The organism is Leifsonia xyli subsp. cynodontis DSM 46306, from assembly GCF_000470775.1.
GTDB lineage: Bacteria > Actinomycetota > Actinomycetes > Actinomycetales > Microbacteriaceae > Leifsonia > Leifsonia cynodontis.
This window is the reverse complement of the sequence record NC_022438.1, coordinates 1,231,880-1,258,867: the sequence shown is the minus strand read 5'-3', so window position 1 is coordinate 1,258,867 and position 26,988 is coordinate 1,231,880. Positions and strand designations below refer to the sequence as shown.

The following is a 26,988-nucleotide window of genomic DNA, read 5'->3' as shown; positions in this document are numbered from 1 at the left end:
CGTCAAAGGTGCAAAGCGGTTTTCCAATTGTAGGCGGGCTCTCCCGCGCTTCGACCAGTCGGATTCAGACGAGATGAGCATATCGCCTACCCCCAAGTCGGGGGACATCGAATCGAGTGGCGATACGGACGGAGAAGGCCCCGGGCCTTCAGTGACGGGGGGCTGGATGGTCCGCGCTGTCCTCGGGTGTCGCGAGCACATCGACCACCACGACGGTGACATTGTCGCGGCCGCCGTTGCCGAGGGCGGCATCCATCAGCTGCTGGGCGGCGTCGAGCGGTGAGCTGCCCGCGGAGAGTAACCAGCGGATGCCCTGCTCGGTCAGCTCTTTGGTGAGCCCGTCGGAGCAGACCAGCAGGCGGGAACCCGCCACGATCGGGAACAGGAAGAAATCGGGGACGGGGTCCTCGTTGAAGCCGACCGCCCGTGTGATGACATTGCTGTGCGGGTGGACCTCCGCCTCCTTGGGCGTGATGGCTCCGGCGTCCAGCAGCTCCTGGACGACCGAGTGGTCGACCGTGAGCTGTTCGAGAGCGCTGTCCGAGAAGTTGTAGACGCGAGAGTCGCCGATGTTGAAGACCAGCCAGTATGGCGAGCCGTTCTGCATGGTGAGCGCAATGCCGGTGACGGTCGTCCCGGTTCCCAGATCGGTCTTTCCCACGCCGCGTCCGATGTCCTCCACAGCGCTGCGAAGCGCGCCCGTGAGAGAGGACTGGGTGACGAAATCGGCGCGCACCTGTTCGGCGAGGCGGGTGACCACGGCGGCGCTCGCGAAGTCTCCCGCTGTATGGCCGCCCATCCCGTCGGCGACGGCGAAGATCGGCGAACGGGCCAGCAGGCTGTCCTCGTTGACACTGCGACGATAGCCGCGGTCGCTCAACGCCGCCCACGCGAGCGTAATGCGCGCACACGAATCGCCGGGGACAGCCACACTGTGTCGCCTGTTGCTGCGACCGATCTGGGTCACTCGCGTCCTTCTTCTCGGCGGTCGCCGATCGGGGTGGCGATGATCTCGATGATATTACCGTCGCCGATCTCCACGACCGTGCCCGCCAAGACGACCGCCGACTCTCCCGGCCGCAGCCGGACCGCCTGCGCGCCGGGCCGGAGAACGACGGTCCCGTTGGTGGATCGCAGGTCGGTCACGACCGCGGCGTCCCCCGACTGCTCGATCCTCAGGTGGGTCGCGGAGACCTCCTGGGTGGGCGAGGGGACCGACAGGAGCCGTGGTGCGACGCCGGAGTCGAAACGCCGGACAGCGGGACGCCGGCCCAGCAGGACCGGAACGTCCAGGGGAATGTCGTCCCCCGATCCGATCCTGATGGCGTAGGAGGCCGGAGCGGGAGGCAGCCGCACAGGCGCGGTCGGTGCGAACTCGTCCGGCAGCGGCGGGTACGCGGCATCGCCGAGCGTTCGGGCGGGCGCCTCGATGTCCACCGTGCCGGGCAGCTCGTGGGCGACGGGATGCGCTTTGGCCGCCAGGGACCCGTCTGCGCTCATCCGCGCACCCGCTTCGGCCGGGGGTGTCGTGTGAGCGAACAGGCTCGAACCCTGCGACGGAGCCGGGATGATCGTCTCCCCGCCGCCCGCCGTGGCGTCCTCGCTGACGGGCTCCGGCCGCGGTGCGCTGCGTTCGACCCGCTCGATCGGAGACAGCGACCAGGTCAGCAGCTCCCCGTCCACCACACCGAGCCCGAGGGGGAGCGAGCCGATGCCGAGTCGCGCGACCGGGCCGGTCGGCAGATCGTTCCCGCCGAGCACGAGCCCAGACACCGAACGGAACTCCGCCAGCACCCAGGGTTGGACGCCACCCGCCCCGAAACGCCGCGCCCCTCCGACCGAGAACACGTCGATCGCCGCCGAACCGCGCACGACGGCGGTCACCGTGATCTCACCCGCCGCGTTCGGCTCGCCCAGGTCAGCGACCGCGAACGAGCGGACGCTGCCCGGCCCGGCCAGCGGGAAGGCCCCGACGACCGATTCGATCGTCGCGAGCTCGGAGTCGGCCAGCCACCAGACCGCGTCCAGGATGCTGTCGGCGATCGCGCTCTCGACGCACGCGACGAACCGGCGACCGGCGACGAAGAGCCAGCGCGAGGGGCCGGCGGCCGGGGCGTACCGTGTGAAACCGGGCGTCACCGGGGCGGTCCTCCAGGCGATCGGATCGGGACTACTCCCCGATGTACGACATGACGTGCTTGACCCGAGTGTAGTCCTCGAAACCGTACGCCGAGAGGTCCTTGCCATAGCCCGAGTGCTTGAAACCGCCGTGCGGCATCTCGGCGACGAGCGGGAGATGGGTGTTGATCCACACGGATCCGAAATCGAGGCGCTTGGCCATCCGCATGGCCGTCCCGTGGTTCTGCGTCCACACCGAGGAGGCGAGGCCGTACGGCACACCGTTCGCGCGACGCAGCGCGTCCGATTCGTCGGAGAATGTCTGCGCTGTGATGACCGGTCCGAAGATCTCATTCTGCACGGCCTCATCCTCCTGGCGCAGCCCGGAGACGATCGTCGCCTGGTGGAAGTAGCCGCGGTCGCCCTGCCGATGCCCGCCGAGCGCGAGCTGCGCGTGGTCGGGCAGGCGCTCGATGAAGCCCTGGACGCGGGCCAGCTGGTCGGCACCGGAGAGCGCCCCAACAGGATGCCCTCCTCCAGCGGCGCGCCCGTCTTGGCGTTGTCGCGCGAATACTCCACGAGGGCGGCAACGAACTCATCGTGAATTCCCTCCTGCACCAGCAGACGGGTCGCTGCCGTGCAATCCTGGCCGGCATTGTAGAACCCGGCGGCGCTGATTCCTTCGACAGCCTGCTCGATGTCGGCGTCGTCGAAGACCACGACCGGCGCTTTGCCGCCGAGTTCCAGATGGACGCGCTTGAGGTCGAGCGCGGCGGAGCCGGCGACCTCCACACCCGCGCGGACCGAGCCGGTGATCGACACCATCTGCGGAGTCGGGTCGGCGACGAGCGCCCGCCCGGTCTCCCGGTTGCCGGTCACGACGTTGACCGTGGCCGCGGGGAGGAACTCACTCGCGATCTCGGCGAGCAGCAGCGAGGACGACGGGGTCGAGTCGCTCGGTTTCAGGACGACGGCGTTGCCCGCGGCCAGCGCCGGTGCGAGCTTCCAGATCGCCATCATCATCGGGTAGTTCCACGGGGTTACCTGGCCGATGACGCCGATCGGCTCGCGGCGGATGAAGGAGGTGTGGTCTTTCAGGTACTCGCCGGCCGAGCGGCCTTCGAGGTTCCGGGCGGCAGCGGCGAAGAACCGCACCTGGTCGATCATGACCTCCACCTCGTCGGCGACGATGCCGGCGCGGGGCTTCCCCGTGTCCCTGACCTCGACATCGGCGAGCTCCTCGGCGCGGGCTTCGAGCGCGTCGGCGAAACGCAGCAGCGCCAGCTGGCGCTCACCGGGAGTGGTCTCGCCCCAGGTCTCGAAGGCGTCGGCGGCGGTCCGGTAGGCGAGCGCGACATCCCGTTCCGTGGAGATCGGAGCCGTGGCGAACACCTCCTCGGTGGCCGGGTCGACGATGTCGAGCCGCTCCGTCGCGGTGGAGTCGACGTAGTCGCCGCCGACGAAGTTCCTCAGTTCACGAGCGCTCATGGCGATCCTCTCCTCTGCCCTCTGACGGCCTGGTCTCCGATGACCTTAGCTCCGCCCCGCGCCCAGCCGCTCGCCTCACTCGCCGATGTACGACATGACGTGCTTGATCCGGGTGTAGTCCTCGAAACCGTACGCCGAGAGGTCCTTGCCGTAACCGGAGTGCTTGAAACCGCCGTGCGGCATCTCAGCGACGATCGGGATGTGGGTGTTGATCCACACGCACCCGGCGTCCAGGCCCTTAGCGAAGCGCATGGCCCGACCGTGGTCCTTCGTCCATACCGAAGCGGCGAGACCGTACTGCACACCGTTCGCCGAAGCCATCGCTTCGGCTTCTCCGGCGAACTTCTGCACAGTCTGCACCGGTCCGAAGATCTCGTTCTGCACCGCCTCGTCGTCCTGCCGCAGTCCGGAGACGATCGTCGCCTCCCAGAAGTAGCCGCGATCGCCCTGCCGGCGACCGCCCAGCTCGATGTTCGCGTGGTCGGGCAGCCGGTCGACGAAGCCGCTGACCTGTGCCAGCTGGCTCGCGTTGTTCAGCGGGCCGTAGAGCACGCCGTCCTCGTGCGGGCCCCCGGTCACGGCGTTAGCGCGCGCGTACTCGGCCAGCGCGGCGACGAACTCGTCGTGGATGCCGTCCTGCACCAGGAGGCGGGTCGCGGCGGTGCAGTCCTGGCCGGCGTTGAAGTACCCAGCCGCCACGATCCCCGCGACGGCCTTCGGGATGTCGGCATCGTCGAACACGATCACCGGCGCCTTGCCGCCGAGCTCGAGGTGGACGCGCTTCAGGTCGTACGACGCCGCCCGAGCCACCTCACTGCCCGCGCGCACCGATCCCGTGATCGAGATGAGCTGAGGGATCGGGTGCCCGGTCATCGCCGTGCCCGTCGTCCGATCGCCCAGGATGACGTTCAGCACGCCCGCCGGCAGGAACTCGCTCGCGACCTCCGCCAGCAGAAGCGTCGAGAGCGGCGTCGTGTCCGAAGGCTTCAGCACGGTCGTGTTGCCCGCCGCCAGTGCCGGCGCGACCTTCCAGACCGCCATGTTGAGCGGGTAGTTCCACGGCGTCACCTGGCCGACGACGCCGATCGGCTCGCGCCGGACGAAGGAGGTGTGGCCCTTCAGGTACTCGCCGGCCGAGCGGCCTTCGAGGTTCCGGGCGGCGCCCGCGAAGAAGCGGATCTGATCGACGGAGAGCAGGATCTCGTCGTCCACGAGCGTTCCCCGGGGCTTGCCGGTGTCCTGCGACTCGGCGTCGGCGAACTCCTCCGCGCGCGCCTCCATCGCGTCCGCGATGCGGAAGAGGGCGAGCGAGCGCTCGGACGGCGTGGTCTGACCCCACTTCTCGAAGGCGGCCGCGGCCGTCTCGTAGGCATCGGCGACATCCTGCGCAGTGGAGACCGCGGCGGTCGCGTACTCCTCCTCGGTCGCCGGATCGATCAGGGCGATGCTCTCATCGCCACGAGCGCCGCTGCGCCTGCCGTTCACGAAGTTCTGCAGTTGGATCATAGCCGAGAGTCTACTGATTCCGTCAGCCAATAGAGCAATATTGTACGGATTCGCTTGCCAGTGCGCCCAGCGGCTGACAGAATCGCTCTATGAACACCCCTCGGGCAACGAACGGTGCGAAAGTCGCCGGTATCGATGACGTCTCCAAGGCGATCATCGAGCAGCTCCAGGTGGACGGCCGCAGATCGTATGCGGAGATCGGCAAGGCGGTCGGCCTCAGCGAGGCGGCGGTCCGTCAGCGCGTTCAGAAGCTGACCGAGTCGGGCGTGATGCAGATCGTGGCCGTGACGGACCCGATGCAGCTGGGCTTCTATCGCCAGGCGATGATCGGCCTCCGCGTCACCGGGGACACCCGGCTCGTGGCCGACAAGCTGGCGGCGATGCCCGCGGTCGACTACGTCGTGCTCACAGCGGGGACCTTCGACATCCTGGCCGAAGTCGTGTGCGAAAACGACCTCGACCTGATCGACACGCTCAACTCCGAGATCCGGGCGCTCGAGGGCGTGCTGTCCACCGAGACGTTCGTCTATCTCAAACTCCACAAGCAGTTCTACAACTGGGGAATACGATAACCATGACAACCGCAGAAACATCCGGCGAGCCGCCCCTCTTCGACGAGGCGGCACTCCAGGCCAAGGCCAAGGACCACCTCTGGATGCACTTCGCCCGCCAGTCGGTGATGGAGGACGGCCACGGCGTCCCCATCATCACCCGGGGCGGGGGCCACCACATCTGGGACAGCCGGGGGAAGCGCTACCTCGATGCCCTCTCCGGCCTGTTCGTCGTCAACGCAGGCCACGGCCGCAAACGCCTCGCGGAGGTCGCCGCGAAACAGGCCGAACAGCTCGCTTTCTTCCCGATCTGGTCCTATGCGCACCCCAACGCGATCGAGCTCGCCGACCGGCTCGCGAGCTACGCGCCCGGAGACCTGGGCCGCGTCTTCTTCTCCACCGGCGGCGGCGAGGCGGTCGAGACCGCCTTCAAGCTCGCCAAGTACTACTGGAAGCTCCAGGGCCGTCCCACCAAACACAAGGTGCTCTCACGCGCGGTCGCCTACCACGGCACACCGCAGGGAGCGCTGGCGATCACCGGGATCCCGACCATGAAGGAGATGTTCGAACCGCTGACACCGGGCGGCTTCCGGGTGCCGAACACGAACTTCTACCGCGCGGGCGAGATGGGCGCGCCGGCCGACGACATCGAAACCTTCGGCGTTTGGGCGGCCAACCGCATCGAGGAGATGATCCAGTTCGAGGGGCCCGAGACCGTCGCCGCGATCTTCCTCGAGCCGGTGCAGAATTCAGGAGGATGCTTCCCGCCGCCTCCCGGATACTTCCAGCGCGTACGCGAGATTTGCGACAAGTACGACGTCCTGCTCGTCAGCGACGAGGTCATCTGCGCCTTCGGCCGCATCGGCCACATGTTCGCCTGCGACGAGTACGGCTATGTACCGGACATGATCACCTGCGCGAAGGGCATGACCTCGGGCTACTCCCCCATTGGCGCGACGATCGTCAGCGACAAGATCTACGAACCGTTCAAGCACGGGAGCACGTCGTTCTACCACGGCTACACATTCGGCGGGCACCCGGTGTCCTCAGCCGTGGCGCTGGAGAACCTCGCCATCTTCGAGGAGGAGCGTCTCAACGAGCGCGTCCGCGAGAACTCGCCGCTGTTCCGCGCCGAACTCGAGAAGCTGCTCGCCCTCCCCCTCGTCGGCGATGTGCGCGGCGACGGCTACTTTTTCGGCATCGAGCTGGTGAAGGACAAAGCCACCAAAGAGACCTTCGACGACGACGAATCGGAGCGTCTGCTCCGCGGATTCCTCTCGAAGGCCCTTTTCGACGCCGGCCTGTACTGCCGCGCCGACGACCGGGGCGACCCCGTCGTGCAGCTCGCCCCGCCGCTCACCACCGGGCCGGACGAGTTCGTGGAGATCCGGCAGATCCTGGAGTCGGTGCTGACCGAGGCAGGCAACCGCCTGTGAGCCCCCGATAGAGCAGGTCCGTTCCCTCAAGAGGAGCGGTGGAAACGGAGGAGAATCTGGCGCATCTCCTTCTTTTCCCAGCGATGAGGGGCGTCTCGTCCCTCACCGCCTCTTTTTCTCGACCCTTCCTAGAACCGGGGTGTCGCGTTGAACCGGGGTGTCGCGCCCGTCGAAACGGGCGCGACACCGGGCGGGCTCAGGACTGGGCGCGCCGGGTCCGGCCCAGCACGAGGGCGACGGAGCCAGCGAGCAGCGCGAGCACCGCAACGCCACCGAAAATGAGCGCAGGCTGCGCGTCGCTTCCGGTCGAGGCGAGCCGATCCGTGTCGTTCTCCACGGCGATCGCCATGCCGTCGCCGGAGGGTGCTGTCTGGTCCGGCGATGTCACGCCGGGCTGGTTCCCACCCGGAGTCGGCGGGACGATGATCGCACCGGGCGGCTGCCACTGGAAGGTCCCGTTCACGGTGAGCCCGGCGACGCTCGAGTCACCCTCGTCGTCGGTCAGGCAGATCTGAGCGGTGCCGCTCGCATCCGTGACCACGCTGCTGGAGCCCTGCGCCACCCCGTCGCTGACCACATCGATCCGTGCCCCGGCGATGCCGGTCCCACTGCCATCCGTCAGCGTCGCCACCGTGCAGAGCTCGGAACCGACCGGGCCGACCACCGGGGAGGGATCGAGCTTCAGCGCTGTCGCCGTGGCGATCTTCGCCACCCGGAATCCGCCGGGGTATCCGTAGGAGTCGTAGTCGGCCCAGCCGTAGACGAGTGTCATCACCGGCCCGCTCGAGGTCAGGGTGTGGACGGCGTCAGCACTGCCGAGGGCGATGACCGCGGCAGAGTAGTTGGAGCCGGGAATGACCTGCCAGAGGCTCGCTTCCACCGGGGCTCCATCGAAGAGCACACCGGCGGTGTCGAGCGTCCTCGCGGTGAGGTTCACATAGTTCTCGAACCCGCTGCTCGGCGGTGCGATGGTCGAGGAGGTGAACCCCTGCTCGACCGAGGGCACGATGGCCATGAACGGGTCGGACACGACTCCGTCGAACTGCGATCCGTTGCTGTACTGCATGACCTGGATCGGTTTGTCGCCCGTCACGGTCTGCGGAGCAGCGCCGATCCACTCGTGGTATTCGCCCGCCGCCAACGAGACCGTTTCCATGGCGCCGTTCGCAGCGATGCTCACCGTGGTGCCGTCGACGTCCGCGACCACACGGAAGGTGTCGCCCTTCGTCCGGGTGGCCAGCGGGTAGGTCACGAAGGTGTTCCCCCACGACGCGGTCGGCTGGAGCTGCTCGACCAGATGGTCGCACGCGTACACATAGCTCGGCACGTTCGCGCAGCGGTTGCCGCCGTACACAGAGGCCGGCTTGTCGGTCGTCACGACGGCGCCGGTCAGGGAGATGCCCGCTCCCGCCTCGTACTGGTAGACGTCGCCCTGGGCGATCGTGACGTCGAATGGAGCGATGTTGAGGGCGGCGGGCGGCTCGATGTGGGCGGTCGTCGTCCCGCTTTCCACCGGGACGATCAAGAGGAAACCGCCGCCCAGGGAACCGTAGTCGGCGATGCGGTAGCGAGTCCCGACAGCGGTCACCGGCAACCCGAGGTAGCCGTCCGTCGACGTGCTCTTGCGGTTCATCCCGTAGACCGTCACCAGACGGTCCGCGGTGACGTGGACGGCCTTGCTCTGAGCGCCGCCCGCTCCCGCCGGCGTCGTCATCTGCGAGTCGGTGGGGAGAGTGACGAGGGCCACGCTGTCGGCACCGATGGTGTACTCCTGCTCGAAGCCCATTCCGGGGATCTCGACCGTGCCGGCGGTGCCCGGATCGCCCGTCACCGTCACCGTCAGAGTCGGCTCGGACAAGATCGTCGAGTTGAACCCGAGTCAGAAGTCGGTGCCGAGCGAACTCGGGTCCGGCGCGGGCGCGGCTTGCGCCGGCGGGGCGAGGAGGGCGAGACCCGCGATGGTCGCGGCCGCGAGGGCAGCGCTCATGGCCCTCTTCCCCGGCCGTGAGAGGTGTTTCATGATACTCCAGTAAGCCAATGATTAATGATGTCACATAAGACATCTGACATAAGCCTATGGCATCACGTACACACAAAGAATAAAATCAATGCACTCATGCCCGGAAGAGCGGCCGTCTCCGGGAGATCAGGAGTCCTCGAAGCGCAGATGACGAACACTCCGCCCGTTCCGCCGCACGAGGCGCAGCGCTTCCACTCCGATCCGGACGTGCCGCTCCACGAACTGCCTGGTCACCCCGCGGTCGCTCTCGGCGGTCTTCACCCCCTCCGGGATCATCGGCTGGTCGGAGACCAAGAGCAACGCGCCACTCGGGATGCGATTGGCGAAACCGGCCGCGAACACCGTGGCGGTCTCCATGTCCACAGCCATGCAGCGCGTCTGTCGCAAGTAGGTCTTGAACGCCTCGTCGTGCTCCCACACCCGCCGGTTCGTCGTGTACACGGTGCCGGTCCAGTAGTCCTGTCCGAAGTCGCGGATCGTCGTGGAGACACCGCGCTGGAGCTGGAAGGCCGGCAGTGCGGGCACCTCCGGCGGCAGATAGTCGTTGGAGGTGCCCTCACCGCGGATGGCGGCGATCGGCAGCACCAGATCCCCCAGCTGGTTCTTCTTCTTCACACCGCCGCACTTGCCGAGGAAGAGCACCGCCTTCGGCGACACCGCACTCAGCAGGTCCATGATCGTCGCGGCGTTGGGGCTGCCCATGCCGAAGTTGATGATGGTGATGTCGTCGGCGGTCGCATTCGGCATCGAGCGCTCCTCACCCCGGACCTCGGCGCCGTACACCTCGGCGAAGCGATGCACGTAGTCGCCGAAGTTCGTCAGGAGGATGTGGTCCCCGAACCCCTCCAGCGGCGTCCCCGTGTACCGTGGCAACCAGTCGCGGACGATCTCCGACTTCTCCTTCATAGCCCTCCTAGCCGTTCTGCGTTCCGAGCAACGCACCGATCGCGAACGTCGCGACCAGCACGATCGCGCCTCCGACGATGACCCGCAGCACCGCCCGTCCGCGCGCGCTGCCGCCGATCCACGCGGCGACGTACCCGGTGACGCCCAGAGCGGCCAGCACGATCGCGAACGTCACCGGGATGCGGACGCCCGCCGGGAGAAGAATGGTGGCCAGCGGCAGGACGCCGCCGATCGTGAAGGCTACCGCCGAGGCCAGCGCGGCGCGCCACGGGCTGGCCACATCGTCCTGATCGATCCCGAGCTCTGCCGACAAGTGGGCCGCCAGCGCGTCGTGCTCGGTCAGCTCCTGTGCGACCTGCCGGGCCGTCTCCGGCCGTAGCCCTCTCTCCTCGTACAGCCCCGTCAGCTCCGCGAGCTCCTCTTCCGGCGACTCCGCCAGCTCCCGTCGTTCCGCGGCGATGAGCGCGTGCTGGCTGTCCCGCTGGCTGCTCACGGACACATACTCGCCGAGGGCCATCGAGACCGCACCGCCGACGAGCGCTGCCAGACCGGCCTTGGCGATGGCGGCCAGCGCCGTCGTCGCACCAGCGACACCGACCACGCCCGCCGCCACCGACACGATCCCATCGTTCGCCCCGAGCACTCCCGCCCGCAACCCGTTGAGCCGCTGTGCGAGCCCCTCCCGGTGCGGCTCCCCCCGGGTGCCCCCCGCCCACCGTCTCCGACGTCATGAGCCCAGCCTAGGAAGCGGATGCGGTCAACGCCAGCAAAGCAGGGGCATCGGATCAGGTGAGCGCGCTGGACAGGAAGGCGGCGGCCTGGGCGATCGCCGCTTCGGCGGCCTCGGTGTCGTGCAGCGCGTTGAGCATCACGAAGTCATGCACGATGCCCTGATAGCGCACCGCGGTGACCGGCACACCGGCTTGGCGCAGCTTGGCCGCGTACGCCTCGCCCTCATCGCGGAGCACATCCGCTTCTCCCGTGATCACCAGCGCCCGCGGCAGCCCGGCGAGTTGCTCGACGCTGGCGCGCAAAGGCGATGCGGTGATCTCGGCACGCTGGGCCTCGTCTTGGGTGTACTGGTCCCAGAACCACATCATGCCCTCGCGGATGAGGAAGTAGCCTTCGGCGAACTCGCGGTAGGAGCCGGTGTCGAAGGATGCGTCGGTCACCGGATAGAACAGCACCTGAGCGGCGAAGGAGACGTCACCGCGTTCCTTGGCCAGGAGGGTCACCGCGGCAGACATATTGCCACCGACCGAGTCGCCGGCCACCGCGATCCGGGAGCCGTCCAGCCCCGCCGACGCCGCCTCGCGGCCGATCCACTCTGCGACCGCGTACACCTGCTCGATCGCATGCGGATAGCGAACCTCCGGAGAACGGTCGTACTCGGGGAACACCACCGCGGCGCCCGTCTCCACGGCGAGGTCGCGGACGAGGCGATCGTGGGTGTGCGCGTTGCCGAACACCCAGCCCGCACCATGCACGTACAGGATCGCCGGCAGGCTTCCGCTGTCGCCCTTCGGTTTGACGATGCGCACCCGCACCGTCCCCGACGGTCCCCCGGGCACCTCGATCCACTCCTCGTCGATCTCGGGCTTGACGATCGGCTCATTCTGCAGACCGTCGACGGTCTTCCGGCCGTCATGCGGTGACAGCTGATACAGGAACGGCGGCTCGCTCGTCGCGTCGACGAACGCCTGCGCCGCGGGCTCCAGGACGATTTTCAGGGGATTGCCAGCCATGATCCGACTCCTTATTCCATAAAGAAACCACAGATGAGAACGATCGTTCTCGTGCGCGTGTCTCCCACAGACAAGAACGATCGTTCTCAGCGCAAGTTAAAATGCTCGCATGAGAGAAGAGATCCGAGAGCGAATCATTGCGGCCGCGGACGACCTGTTCTATGGCCGCGGTTTCACTCAGGTCGGCATGGACGCGGTGCGAGACGCGGCCGGTGTGTCACTGCGTTCGCTGTACACGCAGTTCCCCTCGAAAGCGGACCTGGTGATCGCGGTTCTGACCAGACGACATGAAACGTGGACCGCCGGGGTGACCGGGCGCACCCGCGCGGTCCCAGACCCCCGAACGCGGCTTCTGGCGGTCTACGACTACCTCGCCGACTGGTTCGAGGAGGCCGACTTCCGTGGCTGCGGGTTCATCAACGCGTTCGGGGAGCTCGGAGCGGCGAACCCGCGGGTGGCCGAGGTGGTGCGGGAGCACAAGAGAGGCTTCCAGCGCTTCGTGGACCAGCTGGTGGCCGAGGCAGGCGGTCCGCCGCCGCTCGGCCCGCAGCTAGCGATCCTCGCCGAAGGCGCGCAGACCACCGCGGCTATCGCGGGCGCCCCGGACGCAGCCGCCCACGCCCGCGCCGCAGCGCAGACCCTCATCCACGTCGCCCTGGCTGCGACCGGTTCTTCCGCGCCGTGGCCCTCCGCGACGAAAGCCGGCGTACACGCCGAAGCTCCCCCGGTACCCCGGCGTAATACATCAGAAACAGGAGAGTAGACTCACACATCTTGTGTTGAAGAAAGGCCGAGCGTGACTCCTGTGCTCTCCACCCTCCTGGACGACGTCCTTCGCCGGAATGCGGGCGAACCCGAGTTCCACCAGGCCACGCGGGAAGTCTTCGGCTCCCTGGGCCCCGTCATCGCCGCTCAGCCGCGCTACGCCCAGGCCGCCGTCCTGAAACGGCTGACCGTGCCGGAGCGCCAGCTCATCTTCCGGGTGCCGTGGACCGACGACGAGGGCAACGTCCGCGTCAACCGCGGATTCCGCGTCGAGTTCAACTCGGCGCTCGGCCCGTTCAAGGGCGGCCTGCGCTTCCACCCGAGCGTCACGCTCGGCACCGTCAAGTTCCTCGGGTTCGAGCAGATTTTCAAGAACGCGCTCACCGGCCTGCCGATCGGCGGTGGCAAAGGCGGCAGCGATTTCGATCCGAAGGGACGCTCCGACGGCGAGGTCATGCGCTTCTGCCAGTCGTTCATGACCGAGCTGTACCGCCACCTGGGCGAGTACACGGACGTGCCCGCCGGCGACATCGGTGTGGGCGGCCGCGAAATCGGGTATCTCTTCGGCCAGTACAAACGCATCACCAACCGCTACGAGTCCAGCGTGCTGACCGGCAAGGGCATCGGCTGGGGAGGCTTCCTCGTCCGCACCGAGGCCACCGATTATGGCAGTGTCTTCTTCGCCGAGCGGATGCTGGCCACACGCGGCCGGGACTTCGCCGGCGCGCGCGTCCTCGTCTCGGGCTCCGGCAACGTCGCGCTCTACGCGATCGAGAAGGTCAACCAGCTCGGCGGGACCGTCGTCGCCTGCTCGGACTCCTCCGGCGTCGTCTACGACCGCGACGGCCTCGACCTGCTCCGCCAGATCAAAGAGAACGAGCGCGGCCGGCTCTCGGACTACGCCGCCCGCCGCGGCGCCTCGGCCGAGTACCGAGCCAACGGCGACATCTGGGCCATCGCCGCCCAGACGCCGATCGACATCGCCCTCCCCGCCGCGACCCAGAACGAACTCGATGCGACCGCGGCGGCCACCCTTGCCCAGAACGGCGTCCTCGCGGTCGTCGAGGGCGCGAATATGCCCTGTACTCCAGAGGCCGTCCACCTGCTGCGCACCGCCGGTGTGCTCTTCGCGCCCGGCAAAGCGGCCAACGCGGGCGGTGTCGCCACCTCCGCGCTGGAGATGCAGCAGAACGCCTCGCGCGACACCTGGAGCTTCGACTACGCCGAGGGACGTCTGGCGGACATCATGGCGAACATCCACGACAGCTGCGCGGAGACCGCCGAGGAGTACGGCGCCCCCGGCGACTACGTGCTCGGTGCGAACATCGCCGGCTTCGTCCGCGTCGCCGACGCCATGCTCGCCCTGGGGGTCATCTAGCCGCGCAGCGACAGGAGAAAGGTCCGCTCCGCCGGGACCGCCTCCGGTTAGGGGCGGCCGAGCCGCTTGCGCAGGTAGTCGATCCGTGCCTGCAACTGCGTCACACTCGCCTGCGCCACCGCGGGCCCACCGCACACTCGCCGCAGCTCGGCGTGGATGAGGCCGTGGGCCTCCCCCGAGTTCTTCGAGTAGAGACCCACCAGGCTGTTCAGCAGCTGCCGCTGCTCCTTCAGCGTGCGGTGGAGGGGCGCGGGCGGGTGTCCGTCCGCCGCCTCGGGCCGCGCCGCGTGCCGCCGCGCCTGGCGCTGCTGCCGTTGCAGGAGGAGCTCATGCACCTGGTCAGGCTCCAGAAGGCCGGGCAAGCCGATGAAATCGAGCTCCTCATCCGTCCCCGGCACCGCATACCCGCCGAACTCGCGGCCGTCGTAGACCACACGGTCGAAGTTCGCCTCCGAGCCGAGCGCTTCGAACTCGAACAGCTCCGTCAGCGCCTCAGACGCCCGCTCCTGGCGGTTGGCCTCGGCGATCATCGCGTCCTCGGGGTTCCAGAAGTCGCCCTCGCCGCCCTCCTCGCTCGGACGATCGAGCGCATGGTCGCGCTCCAGCTCCAGCGCTCTCGCGAGCGCCATCAGGGCCGGAACGTCCGGGAGGAACACCGATGCCGTCTCGCCGCGGCGGCGCGCGCGAACGAAACGCCCGATGGCCTGCGCGAAGAACAGCGGGGTGGAGGCGCTGGTCGCGTACACCCCAACCGCGAGCCGCGGCACGTCCACCCCCTCCGAGACCATCCGCACCGCGACCATCCAGCGGGCATCGGACCGAGCGAACTCGTCGATCCGGTCGCTCGCCTCCTTCTCGTCGGAGAGCACGACGGTGGCCCGCTCTCCGCTGATCTGCTCGAGCAGCTCCGCGTACGCCCGCGCCGCATAGTGGTCGGTCGCGATGACGAGTCCACCGGCGTCCGGGATGGAGGCGCGCACCTCGGTCAGCCGCCGATTCGCCGCCGCCAGCACGGCCGGTATCCACTCTCCGCGCGGGTCGAGCGCCGTCCGCCACGCCTGCGCGGTGATGTCCTTCGTGTTCCCCTCGCCGAGGCGCGCCTCCATCTCATCGCCAGCCTTGGTCCGCCAGCGCATCTGGCCGGCGTAGACCATGAACATGACCGGCCGCACCACGCCGTCCTCCAGCGCGCGGCCGTAGCCGTAGCTGTAGTCGGTGAGCGAAGTGCGGATGCCCTGCCGATCGGGCAGGTAGGTCACGAACGGGATGGGCGCCGTGTCTGACCGGAAAGGGGTGCCGGTCAGCGACAGCCGCCGCGTGGCCCGCTCGAAGGCGTCCCGGATGCCGTCGCCCCAGCTCAGGGCGTCGCCGCCGTGATGCACCTCGTCCAAGATGACCAGCGTGCGGTCGCCCTCGGTGATGTCCTTGTGCAGGCTCGGCCGCATCGCAATCTGCGCATAGGTGACCGCGATGCCTTTGTAGTGACGCGCGGGCCGCCCATCGGCGTTCCTGAACTCGGGATCGAGATGCAGCCCCACCCGCGAAGCTGCCTCCGCCCACTGCCGTTTCAGGTGCTCGGTCGGCGCGACGACCGTGACCCGCTCGACCGTCCGCCGCGAGAGCAGTTCGGTCGCCAGCCGAAGCGCGAACGTGGTCTTGCCCGCGCCCGGTGTCGCCGCCGCGAGGAAATCCCGCGGTTCCGTCGCGAAGTAGGCGTCGAGCGCCTCGGCCTGCCAGGCGCGCAGCTTGCCCGCGGTCCCCCAGGCGGCGCGTTCCGGAAACGAGGGCGAGAGATGCTCGGCGGCGAAACTGCCGACGCGGACGGCGGAGGGTACGCTGTCTGCTGTGCGCGGCTCATCGTCTGGCAGTGCTGTCGTCTCCACGTGAATCCAATCTACCGGGTCGGTCCGACATCCTCTCTCGATGCGAAAATGGAGGCATGGTCGAAGCTCAGCACCCCTGGTCCCGCTACGTCGCGCTCGGCGATTCCTTCACGGAGGGCATCGGCGATCCGGAGCCGGGCAGCCCGGGCGGCCACCGCGGCTGGGCCGATCGGGTCGCCGAGGTGCTGAGCAGCCAGACCGACGACTTCGCCTACGCGAACCTGGCCGTCCGCGGCAAGCTCATCAAGCAGATCCTGGCCGACCAGGTCGAACCCGCGCTGGCCCTCTGCCCGGATCTCGTCACCCTCTCCGCAGGCGGCAACGATGTGATCCGCCCCGGCACCGATCCCGACCAGATCGCCGCGCTGTTCGAGGAGGCCGTCTCCCGGCTCAGCGCAGACGGCGCCACGATCGTCGTGTTCACCGGCGTGGACGTCGGATTCTCGCCGGTGTTCCGCGGCATCCGGGGCAAAGTCGCCATCTACAACGAGAACATCCGCGCCATCGCCGCGAAGCACGACTGCATCGTCGCGGATCAGTGGTCGCTGACCGAGATCCAGGATCAGCGGATGTGGGCCGCCGACCGCATCCACCTCGCCCCGCTCGGTCACCACACCGTCGCCCGAATGGTGCTGGCGGCCCTCAACGTGCCGAACGGGCTGCAACCGCTCGAGCCCGAGCCCCTTCCCCCGCGTACCTGGCGGCAGGCGCGCTCCGAGGACCTCTCGTGGGCGCGCGAGTACCTCGTGCCGTGGGTCATCCGCCGCATCCGGCACCAGTCCTCCGGCGACCATACGCTCCCGAAGCGGCCCGACGCCGGACCTTACCAGCTCGATCGCTAGGGTGTGCCTTCCCGACAAGTGAGGACCAGATCGCTGCGCGCGAGCACCGCAGCAGCCGCGGTGGGCTCACCATTCGTCTGGGGAGAAATCCTGCGAGGGGGCTGTTCCCGCGCCACGGACGCTGGCCGCCCCGGCAGCTGCGTCCGTTGCGTCCGTGCCGGCACGGATGCTCGATGCCCTCCGTCCCGTCGCAAACGGAGGAGTGACGGAAACGGAGGAGAACCGGGGATGGGAAGCACCGAATGTCCGGAAAGGGAGGAGATTCGCGCGGATACCGGCGAGAACTCCTCCATTCCCCGCGGCCGTCAGGCCCTACGGGGGGCGGGAGGGGGAAGGGAGAGGAGGAAGGGGAGGTCTATGGCCGGATGTACGCGGCCAGATGCTCGCCGGTCAGCGTCGAGCGCGCCGCGGCCAGCTCCGCGGGCGTCCCCTCGAACACGACGCGGCCGCCGTCATGCCCCGCCCCCGGACCCAGATCGATGATCCAGTCGGCGTGCGCCATCACAGCCTGGTGGTGCTCGATCACGATCACCGACTTGCCGGACTCGACCAACCGGTCGAGCAGGCCGAGCAGCTGTTCGACATCCGCCAGGTGCAGCCCGGTCGTCGGCTCGTCCAGGACGTACACGCCGCCCTTCTCCGCCAGGTGCGTCGCCAGCTTCAGCCGCTGCCGCTCCCCTCCCGACAGGGTCGTGAGGGGCTGACCGATGGTGAGGTAGCCGAGGCCGACATCCACCAGCCGGTCCAGGATGGCGTGCGCGGCCGGAAGCCGGGCCTCCCCGTCTCCGAAGAACCGCTTCGGCGTCACGCACGGACATCCCGAGAACTTCGCTGATGTCCTTGCCCCCGAGCCTGTAGTCGAGCACCGACTGCTCGAAGCGCTTGCCCTCGCAGACCTCGCAGACGGTGGAGACGCCCGCCATGACGCCGAGGTCCGTGTAGACGACACCGGCGCCGTTGCAATTCGGGCAGGCGCCCTCCGAATTCGCCGAGAACAGCGCGGGCTTCACGCCGTTCTCTTTCGCGAACGCCTTCCGGATCGGTTCCAGCAGTCCGGTGTAGGTCGCCGGATTGCTCCGCCGCGATCCCTTGATGCCGGCCTGGTCGATGGAGACCACGCCCTCGCGCGGAGCGACCGAGCCGTGGATGAGCGAGCTCTTGCCGGAGCCCGCGACACCGGTGACCACCACGAGAGCGCCGAGCGGAATGTCGACATCCACGTCCTTCAGGTTGTGCGATGCGGCGCCGCGCACCTGCAGCGTCCCTGTCGGCTTCCGCACCGTCTCCTTCACCCGGGTACGATCGTCCAAGTGCCGGCCGGTGAGCGTGCCGCTCGCGCGCAGCCCGTCGACCGTCCCCTCGAAGACGACGGTGCCCCCGGCGGCGCCCGCGCCCGGTCCGCGATGTCCACGATGTGGTCGGCGATCGCGATCGCCTCCGGTTTGTGCTCCACGACGAGCACGGTATTGCCCTTGTCGCGCAGCTGCTGCAACAGAGCGTTCATGCGCTGGATGTCGTGCGGGTGCAGCCCGATCGTCGGCTCGTCGAAGACATAGGTGACATCCGTGAGCGACGACCCCAGGTGACGGATCATCTTCGCGCGCTGTGCCTCCCCGCCGGAGAGCGTGCCCGAGGGCCGATCGAGGGAGAGATAGCCGAGCCCGATCTCCACGAAGGAGTCCAGCGTTCCGCGCAGGTTCGCCAGCAGTGGAGCCACACTCTCCTCGTCGAGGTCCCGCATCCACTGCGCGAGGTCGCTGATCTGCATGGCGCAGGCGTCGGCGATGCTGATCCCGGCGATCGTGGACGACCGCGCGCCCTCGTTGAGCCGCGTCCCGCCGCAGTCCGGGCAGGCGGTGTAGGTGACGGCCCGCTCCACGAATGCGCGGATATGCGGCTGCATCGCCTCGGGGTCCTTCGACAGCATCGACTTCTGCACGCGCGGCACCAGACCCTCATAGGTCATGTTGATACCGCTGATCTTGACTTTGACCGGCTCCTTGTACAGGAAGTCCGCTCGCTCCTCCTCGCTGTAATCGGCGATCCGCTTCTCGGGGTCGAGGAACCCGGACTCGCTGAACATCCGCACCGACCAGCCCTCCGCGGTGTACCCGGGCACCGTGATCGCGCCCTGGGCGAGGGACTTGGTCTCGTCGTAGATCTGAGTCAGATCGATGTCGGTGACCGAGCCCATCCCCTCGCAGCGCGGGCACATGCCGCCCGTCTGGCTGAACGTGCGCCGCTCGACCGTCTTGCCGGGCTTTCCGACCGTGCCGGCGCGCTCGATCGTGATGGCGCCCTTGCCCGTCACCGTCGGGATGTTGAACGAGAACGCCTGGGGCGACCCGATCTGCGGCGATCCGAGCCGGCTGAACAGGATGCGGAGCATCGCGTTCGCGTCCGTCACGGTCCCGACGGTCGAGCGCGAGTTCGCGCCCATCCGCTCCTGGTCGACGAGGATGGCCGTGGTGAGCCCTTCCAGCACGTCCACATCGGGGCGCGCGAGGGAGGGCATGAAGCCCTGGACGAAAGAGCTGTACGTCTCGTTGATGAGCCGCTGCGACTCGGCGGCGATCGTGCCGAACACGAGCGAGCTCTTGCCGGAGCCGGAAACCCCGGTGAAGACCGTGAGCCGGCGCTTCGGGAGCTCGACGCTCACGTCTTTCAGGTTGTTCGCTCGCGCGCCGTGGACGCGGATCCGATCGTGGCTGTCCGGTATGGCGGTCATCCTGTCCTCACTGTCGCCGGGGCACTGTCCCTCATGCGCCGAACCCGCCGGGATGGGCGATCCGCCAGCCGAAGCCGGGACCGGGCACATCCCTCGCCAGCGCGAGCTCGACGGTCTCGCTCTTGCCGCTGAACGTGAAAGTCACCCGGCCGAGGAGGTCGCCCCGGGAGCCGGACCGCAGCGGCCGCGTCTCCAGGTGGACCCGGACTAGCGTGTCCGACCAGACGACGAATGTCTTCCCGGATGTCGCGACCAAATCGGAGCCCGCCCCCCACGGCGTGTCGTACGAACCGAACACCTGTCCGGCCCTCACCGCCTCCACCTCGTGAAAACCGTCCCGCATGCTCCGCAGCAGTCCCTCGACGCCCGCCCACAGGGTGTCGCGGCTGTCCGCGCCGAGCACCGCGCCGAGCACACGTACCGTGACCATGCCGACCGGCACCTCCGCCGAGAACAGCAGGCAGAACCCCGCCTCGTCCGTACTGCCGGTCTTGATACCGTCGACGCCCTCGATGCCAAGCAGCGAATTCGTGTTGTCCTGGTCGCCGGCGCCCGGCAGCGTCGCCGTCTTCTGCGAGACGATCGAGGACAGCGCGGGCGAGTCGAGGACGAGCTTCCCGATGCCGATGAGATCTTTCGTGGTGCTGACGTTGCCCGGGTCCAGCCCGTCTGGGCTGGTGATCTTCGTGCCGGAGAAGCCCTCCTTTCCGAGCCAGTCGTTGGCCGCCGAGACATACGCCCCGGTCGAACCGAAAGCCCAGTTCGCGAGCGAGATCGCATAGTTGTTGGCCGACGGCAGAAGCATCGCGGTGAGGGCCTCTTTCTCCGTCATCGAGGTCCCCGCCTTGACCGGCGCCCAGGAGCCGCCCTCACCGACGACCTGGTTCCAGATGTCGACGTCCTTCTGCGTGAAGGAGATCTCCGGCCCCTGCTCGCTGCCGCCGAGCGGCCTCTTCTCGAGCACGACCAGCGCCGTGATCGTCTTGGTGATGCTCGCGATCGGCAGGCTCGCGTCGCTGCCGTCGGATGCGGTCGCCCCGGGATAGCCCGGCGCGGCGATCGCCGCCGACCCGTACCCCGGCCACACCAGCTGCGCCGCGGGCTCCGTGAGCGCCTGCTGGGGCTCGACCACCGCGGCCGTCGCCGGCACCGGGGCGATCAGGGAGCCGAACAGGTACAGGAGCACAGACAGCAGAGCGCCCCCGCCGCCGAACACAGCGATCCGCCGGCGACGGTAGATCTGCCGGCGGGTCGAGCGGCGCGATGGATCGACGGGGACTTGCGGAGACATTGTGGCGATTCTAGGCGCCGTCGGCTCCGCGATCCTGAGAACGCGCCCGCAGCGCCCACAGCGCCACCGCGCTGGCCGAGGCCACATTGAGCGAATCCACCCCGTGCAGCATCGGGATGGCGACGAGGCGATCCGCCGCGGCCAGCGCTCTCCGGCTCAACCCGTCGCCCTCCGAGCCCAGCACCATCGCCACCCGTTCGGGAGGGACCGCGGCGTACTCGTCCAGTGCGACGGCCTCGTCCGCCAGCGCCAGCGCCGCGATCTCGAAACCGGCGTCGCGCAGGAGCGGCGCCGCTTCGTCCCACTCGGGGATGCGCGTCCACGGAACTTGCAGCACCGTGCCCATGCTGACCCGCACACTCCGCCGATAGAGCGGATCGGCGCAGCGCGGGCTGACGAGCACAGCATCGGCTCCGAGCCCTGCGACACTGCGGAAGATCGCCCCGACGTTCGTGTGGTCGACGATGTCCTCCAGCACCACGATCCGCCGCGCGTCCCTCAGCAGCCCCACCGGGTCCGGCAAGGCCGGACGGTGCATGGCCGCCAGCGCCCCGCGGTGGAGGTGGTAGCCGGTGAGTGTCTGCAGCGCCGCCGCCTCGCCCACGAAGACCGGCACCTCCGGAAACGGCGCGAGCAGCGGCTCCACATCGGGCAGCCACCGCTCCTGGAGCAGAACCGAGCGCGGGCGGTGGCCGGCGGCCAGGGCGCGGGCGATGACTTTCGTCGATTCGGCGATGTAGAGACCGCCCTCGGGTTCGCTGACCCGACGGAGGGCCACATCGGTCAGGCGATAGTAGTCGGCCAAGCCGTCGGCATGGAGGTCGGTGACACGGTGGATCTGCACCCGTCCAGATTGCCAGGACGCGGAAACAAATCCGAAAACTGCGCCGGTTAAACTCGGCAGGGATCCAGGAGGTTTCTGTGAGCACGGAGCCATCGGGCAGCACGCTGTCGGCCGAACTCTCACCCGAGTTCGCGCGCGGCCTCGACCAGACGGTCGAGGTGCTGAGCGACCGCCGGTTCGCCGTGCTGACCGGCGCCGGTGTCTCGACCGACTCCGGCATCCCGGACTATCGCGGCGAGGGAGCGCCGAAGCGCGCGCCGATAACGTTCCAGCAGTTCCTCGCCGACGATCGCCATCGCAAGCGCTACTGGGTCGGAAGCCACCTCCGCTACCGCCGTTTCTCCGCCGCTCGCCCCAACGACGGACACCGCGCCCTGGCGGCGCTCGAGGACGGCGGCGCGGCCACCGGCGTCGTGACGCAGAATGTGGACGGACTGCACAAGCAGGCGGGCAGCCGGCGCGTGGTCGATCTGCACGGCTCGGTGGACCGGGTCCTCTGCCTCGTCTGCGGCCAGCTGTTCGCGCGCGAGGCGGTCACCGCGGGCATCGACGCGGCGAACCCGTGGCTGGACGCCGAAGGCGCGGTCGAGTTCGCACCCGATGGCAACGCGATCGTGACGGACATCGACGCGTTCGTCGTCCCGGACTGCACGGTCTGCGGCGGGCGACTGAAACCCGATGTGGTCTTCTTCGGCGAGTTCATCCCCGCCGAGAAGTACCGGGAGGCGAGCGCCCTCGTCCGCTCGGCCGACGCTCTCGTCATCGCGGGCTCGTCGCTGGCGGTGAACTCCGGCATCCGGCTCCTGGAGGAGGCGCGGCGCAGACGGCTCCCGATCGTCATCGTCAACCGCGGCCAGACGAAGGGAGACGCGCGCGCGACCGTCAAGCTGAACGCGGGGACCACGGAGACGCTGACCCAGCTCTTCCGCCGGCTGGTGTAGCCTTCGCTCGGCGGACGCGCGGCGCGTCCTCGAACGAAAGGACGCGCGTGACGCTCATCTCCCTTGTCCGGCACGGTCAGACCGATTGGAACCTCGCCAAGCACAGCGGGCGCGAGCGACATCCCGCTCAACGAGACCGGCCGCGGCCAGGCCGATGCAACGGGCCGCGCCCTCGCCGGCGGCCGCTTCCACGCCCTGTACGCGAGCCCGCTCAGCCGCGCCTACGAGACCGGGCGGATCATCGCCGGGCATCTCGGCCTCGGCGACCCGCTGCCGCTCCCGGCGGTCGTCGAACGCGACTACGGCGAGGCCGAGGGTCTCACCGGCGAGCAGATTCTTGAGCGCTGGCCGGAGGACGCGCCGGTGCCGGGCCGGGAAACCCGCGAGGAGGTCGTGGCGCGAACGCTGCCGGCGCTGCTCCAGCTCGGCGAACGGCACCCGGGCGAGAGCATCCTGGTGGTCAGCCACGGCGGCGTCATCGGCTCGCTGGCCCACCACCTCACCGACCATGCCGTCCCCGGCCCGGGCGAGTTCATCGCGAACGGTTCGGTGCATCGTTTCGTGTACGAGGACGGGACGCTGACCCTGGATCGCTTCAACCTCGGCCTGGAAGACCGCGATCTGTTCACAGCGTCGGCGATGTGAAGCTGGTGCTGGCCGGGCTCGCCGCCTGCGCCTCGTCCTACCGTCTCGCGCGGGCGGCCGTCGCGGTCAGCACGGTCAGCAGACGCTCGGCCGACGCCTCCCAAGTGAACCGCGCCGCGTCCTGCCGCGCCGCCGCCGAGCGCGATGCCCACACGCCGGGCTCCTCGAAGCGCCGCACGCGTTCGGCCAGCTCCTCGGGCGAGTCCGGAGAGAAGTACAGGGCCGCCGTCCCGCCGATCTCGCGGAAGATCGGGATGTCGCTGACGACGACCGGCGTCCCGAGCGTCATCGACTCCACCAGCGGGATGCCGAAGCCCTCGTCGCGAGAAGCCGTCACCAGCGCGGTCGCGCTCGCCAGCGTCTCCGCGTACTCCTCATCGCTCGCCCCGTCGTGGAAGACCAGCCGCGCGCCCGGCGCGAGGGCGCTCAGCCGCGAGACCTCCGCGTCGGTGACCTTGCTCATGAGGTGGAGTTCGTGGTCGGGCAGCAGCGCGGCCGCACGGACGAGCGTGTCGACGTTCTTGTAGGGCATGAAGGACCCCATGTAGACGAGCCGCTTCGTCTCCGGCGCCGTGCGGAGGGCTCGCCTTCCGGGGATCGTGGGCATCTCGGCCGCATTGGTGACGACGGAGACCGGTCGCTTCGTCAGCCGGTGCTCAGCCACCAGCTCCCTGGTGGTCTCCGACACCGTGACCACCGCGTCCGCCCGGTTCAGCAGCAGGCGCTGCGGCCACCACGACAGATGGTAGAGACGCCACAGCACCCGGACGAATCCGGGCAGATCGCGCGGTGGTGCGGGGTGCCGATAGTAGATCAGATCGTGAACGGTCAGCACCAGCCGGTATCGCCGCCCGAATCCGCCCATCGTCTGCATCGGTGAGAACACCACATCGGGCTTCAGCTTGTTGACCCGGCGTGCCACCCACGGCTCGCCCAGACCGGTCGGCGAGCCGATGAGCTCCCACGGCAGTGCGGGCAGCATCTCCAGCTGGCGGTGATCGCTGATGAGCATCGTGACGGGGTGCCGCTTCGCGAGAGCGGTCACGAGCCCCGCCGTGAACCGGCTGATGCCATCGTGCCGGCCGATGCGCGTGTAGCGGCAATCGAAGAGGATTCTCACGGGAGGCTCTTCCCCTCGGCCGGGCCGCTCCATTCGGCGAGGAAGGCCCCGATCGCCCTCGCCGCCTCGACCGGCTTCTCGTAGTGGATGAGGTGACCCACGTCCGCGATCTCCACCAGCCGGGCATCCGGGAACAGCGTCCGCAGCCGCCGCTCGGCTTCGATGGGCGTGATGTCGTCGTCGACCGCCGCCACGAGCAGCGTCCGCTCCGAAATGCGCGCCGCGTACTCGCTCACATCGTGCGAGACCGATGCGGTGAACGCTTCCAGCATCACACGCCGGTCGCCGAAGGCCGAGAAGTAGCGGTCGTGCTGCCTGTGGACCCAGCGCCGCAGCGCTTTGTCCTTGGTCTTCGTCATGGCGACGCTCATCGCCCGCACGATGATCCGGTTCCGCAGCAGCGCGAAACCGAGCCGCTCGGGCAGCGCCGCCGCGAGCCCGTAGTAGACGATCGCGAGCCGCGTCAGGATGCCGCGCGGACCGCGCAGGGCCGGCTGGCCGATCGGGTTGACCAGCACCACCGCGTCCGGTCGCCAGCCTCCGGGCTCCGCCAACGTCCCGGAGACGATGATCGAGCCGAACGAGTGCCCGAGCAGCACGACGCGCCCGTCCAGGTCGAGCTCTGCGAGGAACGCGCGCAGCCAGCGGCCGTATCCCGCGATGTCGTGGGCCGCCTCCGTGAGCGGAGTCGATTCCCCGAAGCCGGGCAGGTCCGGCGAGAGGAGGCGCACTCCGTGCAACTGGGCGACGATGGGCTCCAGGCCGTGATGATCGCCGCGGAAGCCGTGGAAGAGCACCAGGGTGGTGCGGGCGTCCGGGTCCCCGTAGTCCCAGTACCGCGTGAGCCCGCCGAGCAGCGGAACCTCTTCGCGGCGGACGGGCAGCGCAGCGAGCGCTGCGGCGTAGGGTGAAGCTGCGTCTGTGGTCGAAGAGGTCATCGGGTCCATCCTAGGCAGGAGCGAGCAGGTGACCGCCGGGTACACCTAGACTTCTCTGGGTGTCGTCGCTGGCACCGGGCGCCTCGACACCGGAAGGAGAACCGTGAGTTTCACCGCACCCATCACGCTCCCCGGGCTCACCCTCGACCCGCAGTGGTATCGCCGATCCGTCTTCTACGAGGTGATGGTCCGCTCCTTCGTCGACAGCAACGGCGACGGCTCCGGGGATCTCGCGGGCCTGACCTCCAAACTCGACTACCTGAAATGGCTCGGCATCGACGCGCTCTGGCTGCCGCCGTTCTTCCAGTCCCCCCTGCGCGACGGCGGCTACGACGTGAGCGACTTCCGCGCGATCCTGCCCGAGTTCGGCACCATCGACGAGTTCCGCGATCTGGTCACCAAGGCGCACGAGCGCAACATGCGGATCATCATCGACCTGCCGATGAACCACACCTCCGACCAGCACGAGTGGTTCCAGCAGTCGCGCTCCGACCCGGAGGGGCCCTTCGGCGATTTCTATGTCTGGAACGAGACCGACGACAAGTACCCGGACATCCGCATCATCTTCGTGGACACCGAGGACTCCAACTGGGCCTTCGACGAGGCCCGTCGCCAGTACTACTTCCACCGGTTCTTCTCGCACCAGCCGGACCTCAACTTCGAGAACCCCGCCGTACACGACGCGATGTTCGACATCGTCCGGTTCTGGCTCGACCTCGGCGTCGACGGCTTCCGGCTCGACGCCATCCCCTACCTCTACGAGTCGGACGAGGGCAACGGCGAGGGCGAGCCGCCCACTCACGAGTTCATCAAGAGGCTCCGCGAGATGGTCGATCGAGAGTACCCGGGCCGGATGATGGTCGCCGAGGCCAACCAGTGGCCGCGGGAGGTCGCCGCCTTCTTCGGCACGGAGGAGGAGCCGGAGTGTCACATGGCCTTCGACTTCCCGGTCATGCCGCGCATCTTCTACGCGCTCCGCTCGCAGCAGGCCTCCGAGCTCATCCACGTCCTCTCCGAGACCACGGATGTGCCCGACGGGTCCGCCTGGGGCGTGTTCCTGCGCAACCACGACGAGCTGACGCTGGAAATGGTGAGCGAGGAGTACCGCCAGGCCATGTACGGCTGGTACGCCTACGACCCGCGCATGCGCGCCAACATCGGCATCCGCCGGAGGCTCGCGCCGCTCCTGGACAACTCGCGCGCCGAGCTCGAACTCGCCCACGCCCTCCTCTTCTCCCTCGCCGGCAGCCCGTTCCTTTACTACGGCGACGAGATCGGGATGGGCGACAACATCTGGCTGCCCGATCGCGACAGCTCGCGCACGCCGATGCAGTGGACCCCCGACCGCAACGCCGGTTTCTCCAGCGCCGACCCGGGCAAGCTCTTCCTCCCGGTCGTCCAGTCGCTCGTCTATCACTACAACCAGGTGAATGTGGAGGCGCAGCTCGCGCAGTCGCGCTCGCTGCTGCACTGGATACGCAATGTCATCCATGTGCGGAAAGCGCACCCCGTCTTCGGCCTGGGCGAGATGCGTGTGCTGCCGACCAACCACGAGTCGGTGCTGGCCTTCGTGCGGACGTACGAGGGCAGCGGCAGCCACTTCGGCGACCAGCCGGAGGATGTGCTGTGCGTGTTCTCGTTCGCGCACAATCCGGTCTCCGTGACCCTCGAGGCGCCGGAGTTCGCCGGGCGGACATTGTACGACCTGTTCGGCGGCGCGGAGTTCCCGACCGTCGCCGAAGACGGCCGCTTCACCCTCACCCTCGGAACCCAGAGCTTCTACTGGCTGCACATCGAGCCGCGCCGCGAGTGAACGTGGCCGGAGCCCGGTGTGGCGCGCGGA

General features: G+C 68.6%; 20 protein-coding genes and 2 pseudogenes. 8 read left to right on the top strand and 14 right to left on the bottom strand.

Going from position 1 to position 26,988, the window contains the following annotated elements; genetic code table 11:
* Positions 1-148: 148 nt before the first annotated feature.
* The 4 genes and pseudogenes from O159_RS05955 to O159_RS05940 all read right to left on the bottom strand — a co-directional run bounded on the left by O159_RS05955 (position 149) and on the right by O159_RS05940 (position 5,112).
* Complete coding sequence (locus tag O159_RS05955) at positions 149-931, bottom strand: PP2C family protein-serine/threonine phosphatase (protein ID WP_236609551.1); 783 nt, start codon at positions 929-931, stop codon at positions 149-151.
* A gap of 32 nt (positions 932-963) precedes the next feature.
* A complete protein-coding gene (locus O159_RS15650; RefSeq protein ID WP_236609568.1) occupies positions 964-1,500 on the bottom strand; it encodes an FHA domain-containing protein in 537 nt (178 codons plus the stop codon).
* A gap of 670 nt (positions 1,501-2,170) precedes the next feature.
* Positions 2,171-3,606, bottom strand: a pseudogene (locus tag O159_RS05945) (gamma-aminobutyraldehyde dehydrogenase).
* Positions 3,607-3,681: 75 nt separating this feature from the next.
* Positions 3,682-5,112 carry an aminobutyraldehyde dehydrogenase gene (locus tag O159_RS05940; protein ID WP_021754846.1) on the bottom strand — a complete coding sequence of 477 codons (1,431 nt, stop codon included), beginning with the start codon at positions 5,110-5,112 and terminating at the stop codon, positions 3,682-3,684.
* An 89-nt stretch (positions 5,113-5,201) separates the two neighbouring features.
* On the opposite strand from O159_RS05940, the gene O159_RS05935 reads away from it, so the two are divergent.
* Positions 5,202-5,684 carry an Lrp/AsnC family transcriptional regulator gene (locus O159_RS05935; protein ID WP_021754845.1) on the top strand — a complete coding sequence of 161 codons (483 nt, stop codon included), beginning with the start codon at positions 5,202-5,204 and terminating at the stop codon, positions 5,682-5,684.
* A 2-nt stretch (positions 5,685-5,686) separates the two neighbouring features.
* Complete coding sequence (locus O159_RS05930; protein ID WP_021754844.1) at positions 5,687-7,099, top strand: aspartate aminotransferase family protein; 1,413 nt, start codon at positions 5,687-5,689, stop codon at positions 7,097-7,099.
* A 196-nt stretch (positions 7,100-7,295) separates the two neighbouring features.
* Here O159_RS05930 and O159_RS13215 read toward each other — a convergent pair whose 3' ends face one another.
* The 4 genes from O159_RS13215 to O159_RS05910 form a co-directional block, all read right to left on the bottom strand.
* Complete coding sequence (locus tag O159_RS13215; RefSeq protein WP_144267577.1) at positions 7,296-8,957, bottom strand: hypothetical protein; 1,662 nt, start codon at positions 8,955-8,957, stop codon at positions 7,296-7,298.
* A gap of 288 nt (positions 8,958-9,245) precedes the next feature.
* On the bottom strand, positions 9,246-10,025 hold the full coding sequence (locus O159_RS05920) for an AMP nucleosidase (RefSeq protein WP_021754841.1): 780 nt from the start codon (positions 10,023-10,025) through the stop codon (positions 9,246-9,248).
* A gap of 7 nt (positions 10,026-10,032) precedes the next feature.
* A complete protein-coding gene (locus O159_RS05915) occupies positions 10,033-10,680 on the bottom strand; it encodes a VIT1/CCC1 transporter family protein (RefSeq protein ID WP_043993562.1) in 648 nt (215 codons plus the stop codon).
* A 130-nt stretch (positions 10,681-10,810) separates the two neighbouring features.
* A complete protein-coding gene (locus O159_RS05910) occupies positions 10,811-11,770 on the bottom strand; it encodes an alpha/beta hydrolase (RefSeq protein ID WP_021754839.1) in 960 nt (319 codons plus the stop codon).
* Between the two features lie 109 nt (positions 11,771-11,879).
* On the opposite strand from O159_RS05910, the gene O159_RS05905 reads away from it, so the two are divergent.
* Both O159_RS05905 and gdhA read left to right on the top strand, forming a co-directional pair.
* A complete protein-coding gene (locus O159_RS05905; protein ID WP_021754837.1) occupies positions 11,880-12,533 on the top strand; it encodes a TetR/AcrR family transcriptional regulator in 654 nt (217 codons plus the stop codon).
* A 33-nt stretch (positions 12,534-12,566) separates the two neighbouring features.
* On the top strand, positions 12,567-13,913 hold the full coding sequence (gdhA, locus tag O159_RS05900; RefSeq protein WP_043993561.1) for an NADP-specific glutamate dehydrogenase: 1,347 nt from the start codon (positions 12,567-12,569) through the stop codon (positions 13,911-13,913).
* A gap of 47 nt (positions 13,914-13,960) precedes the next feature.
* Here gdhA and O159_RS05895 read toward each other — a convergent pair whose 3' ends face one another.
* Positions 13,961-15,781 carry a DEAD/DEAH box helicase gene (locus O159_RS05895; RefSeq protein WP_043994083.1) on the bottom strand — a complete coding sequence of 607 codons (1,821 nt, stop codon included), beginning with the start codon at positions 15,779-15,781 and terminating at the stop codon, positions 13,961-13,963.
* Between the two features lie 71 nt (positions 15,782-15,852).
* On the opposite strand from O159_RS05895, the gene O159_RS05890 reads away from it, so the two are divergent.
* A complete protein-coding gene (locus O159_RS05890) occupies positions 15,853-16,638 on the top strand; it encodes an SGNH/GDSL hydrolase family protein (RefSeq protein ID WP_021754833.1) in 786 nt (261 codons plus the stop codon).
* Positions 16,639-16,993: 355 nt separating this feature from the next.
* On the opposite strand, the pseudogene O159_RS05885 reads toward O159_RS05890, so the two are convergent.
* The 3 genes and pseudogenes from O159_RS05885 to O159_RS05875 all read right to left on the bottom strand — a co-directional run bounded on the left by O159_RS05885 (position 16,994) and on the right by O159_RS05875 (position 21,501).
* Positions 16,994-19,366 (bottom strand): annotated as a pseudogene (locus O159_RS05885) (ATP-binding cassette domain-containing protein).
* 31 nt (positions 19,367-19,397) lie between these two features.
* Positions 19,398-20,657: a D-alanyl-D-alanine carboxypeptidase family protein gene (locus tag O159_RS05880; RefSeq protein ID WP_021754830.1), complete on the bottom strand. Its 1,260-nt coding sequence runs from the start codon at positions 20,655-20,657 to the stop codon at positions 19,398-19,400.
* Between the two features lie 10 nt (positions 20,658-20,667).
* A complete protein-coding gene (locus O159_RS05875; protein ID WP_021754829.1) occupies positions 20,668-21,501 on the bottom strand; it encodes a TrmH family RNA methyltransferase in 834 nt (277 codons plus the stop codon).
* 77 nt (positions 21,502-21,578) lie between these two features.
* On the opposite strand from O159_RS05875, the gene O159_RS05870 reads away from it, so the two are divergent.
* On the top strand, positions 21,579-22,442 hold the full coding sequence (locus O159_RS05870) for a Sir2 family NAD-dependent protein deacetylase (RefSeq protein WP_021754828.1): 864 nt from the start codon (positions 21,579-21,581) through the stop codon (positions 22,440-22,442).
* Between the two features lie 63 nt (positions 22,443-22,505).
* Positions 22,506-23,087 (top strand): histidine phosphatase family protein, encoded by a 582-nt coding sequence (locus tag O159_RS05865; RefSeq protein WP_021754827.1) that lies wholly within the window; start codon positions 22,506-22,508, stop codon positions 23,085-23,087.
* A 37-nt stretch (positions 23,088-23,124) separates the two neighbouring features.
* On the opposite strand, the gene O159_RS05860 is transcribed toward O159_RS05865, so the two are convergent.
* Positions 23,125-24,207 (bottom strand): glycosyltransferase family 4 protein, encoded by a 1,083-nt coding sequence (locus O159_RS05860; protein ID WP_021754826.1) that lies wholly within the window; start codon positions 24,205-24,207, stop codon positions 23,125-23,127.
* A complete protein-coding gene (locus O159_RS05855; protein ID WP_021754825.1) occupies positions 24,204-25,145 on the bottom strand; it encodes an alpha/beta fold hydrolase in 942 nt (313 codons plus the stop codon). Before O159_RS05855 ends, O159_RS05860 begins: the two co-directional genes overlap by 4 nt.
* Before the next feature lie 103 nt (positions 25,146-25,248).
* On the opposite strand from O159_RS05855, the gene treS reads away from it, so the two are divergent.
* Entirely contained in the window at positions 25,249-26,958 is a 1,710-nt protein-coding gene (treS, locus tag O159_RS05850) for a maltose alpha-D-glucosyltransferase (RefSeq protein ID WP_021754824.1), read from the top strand.
* Positions 26,959-26,988 lie beyond the last annotated feature (30 nt).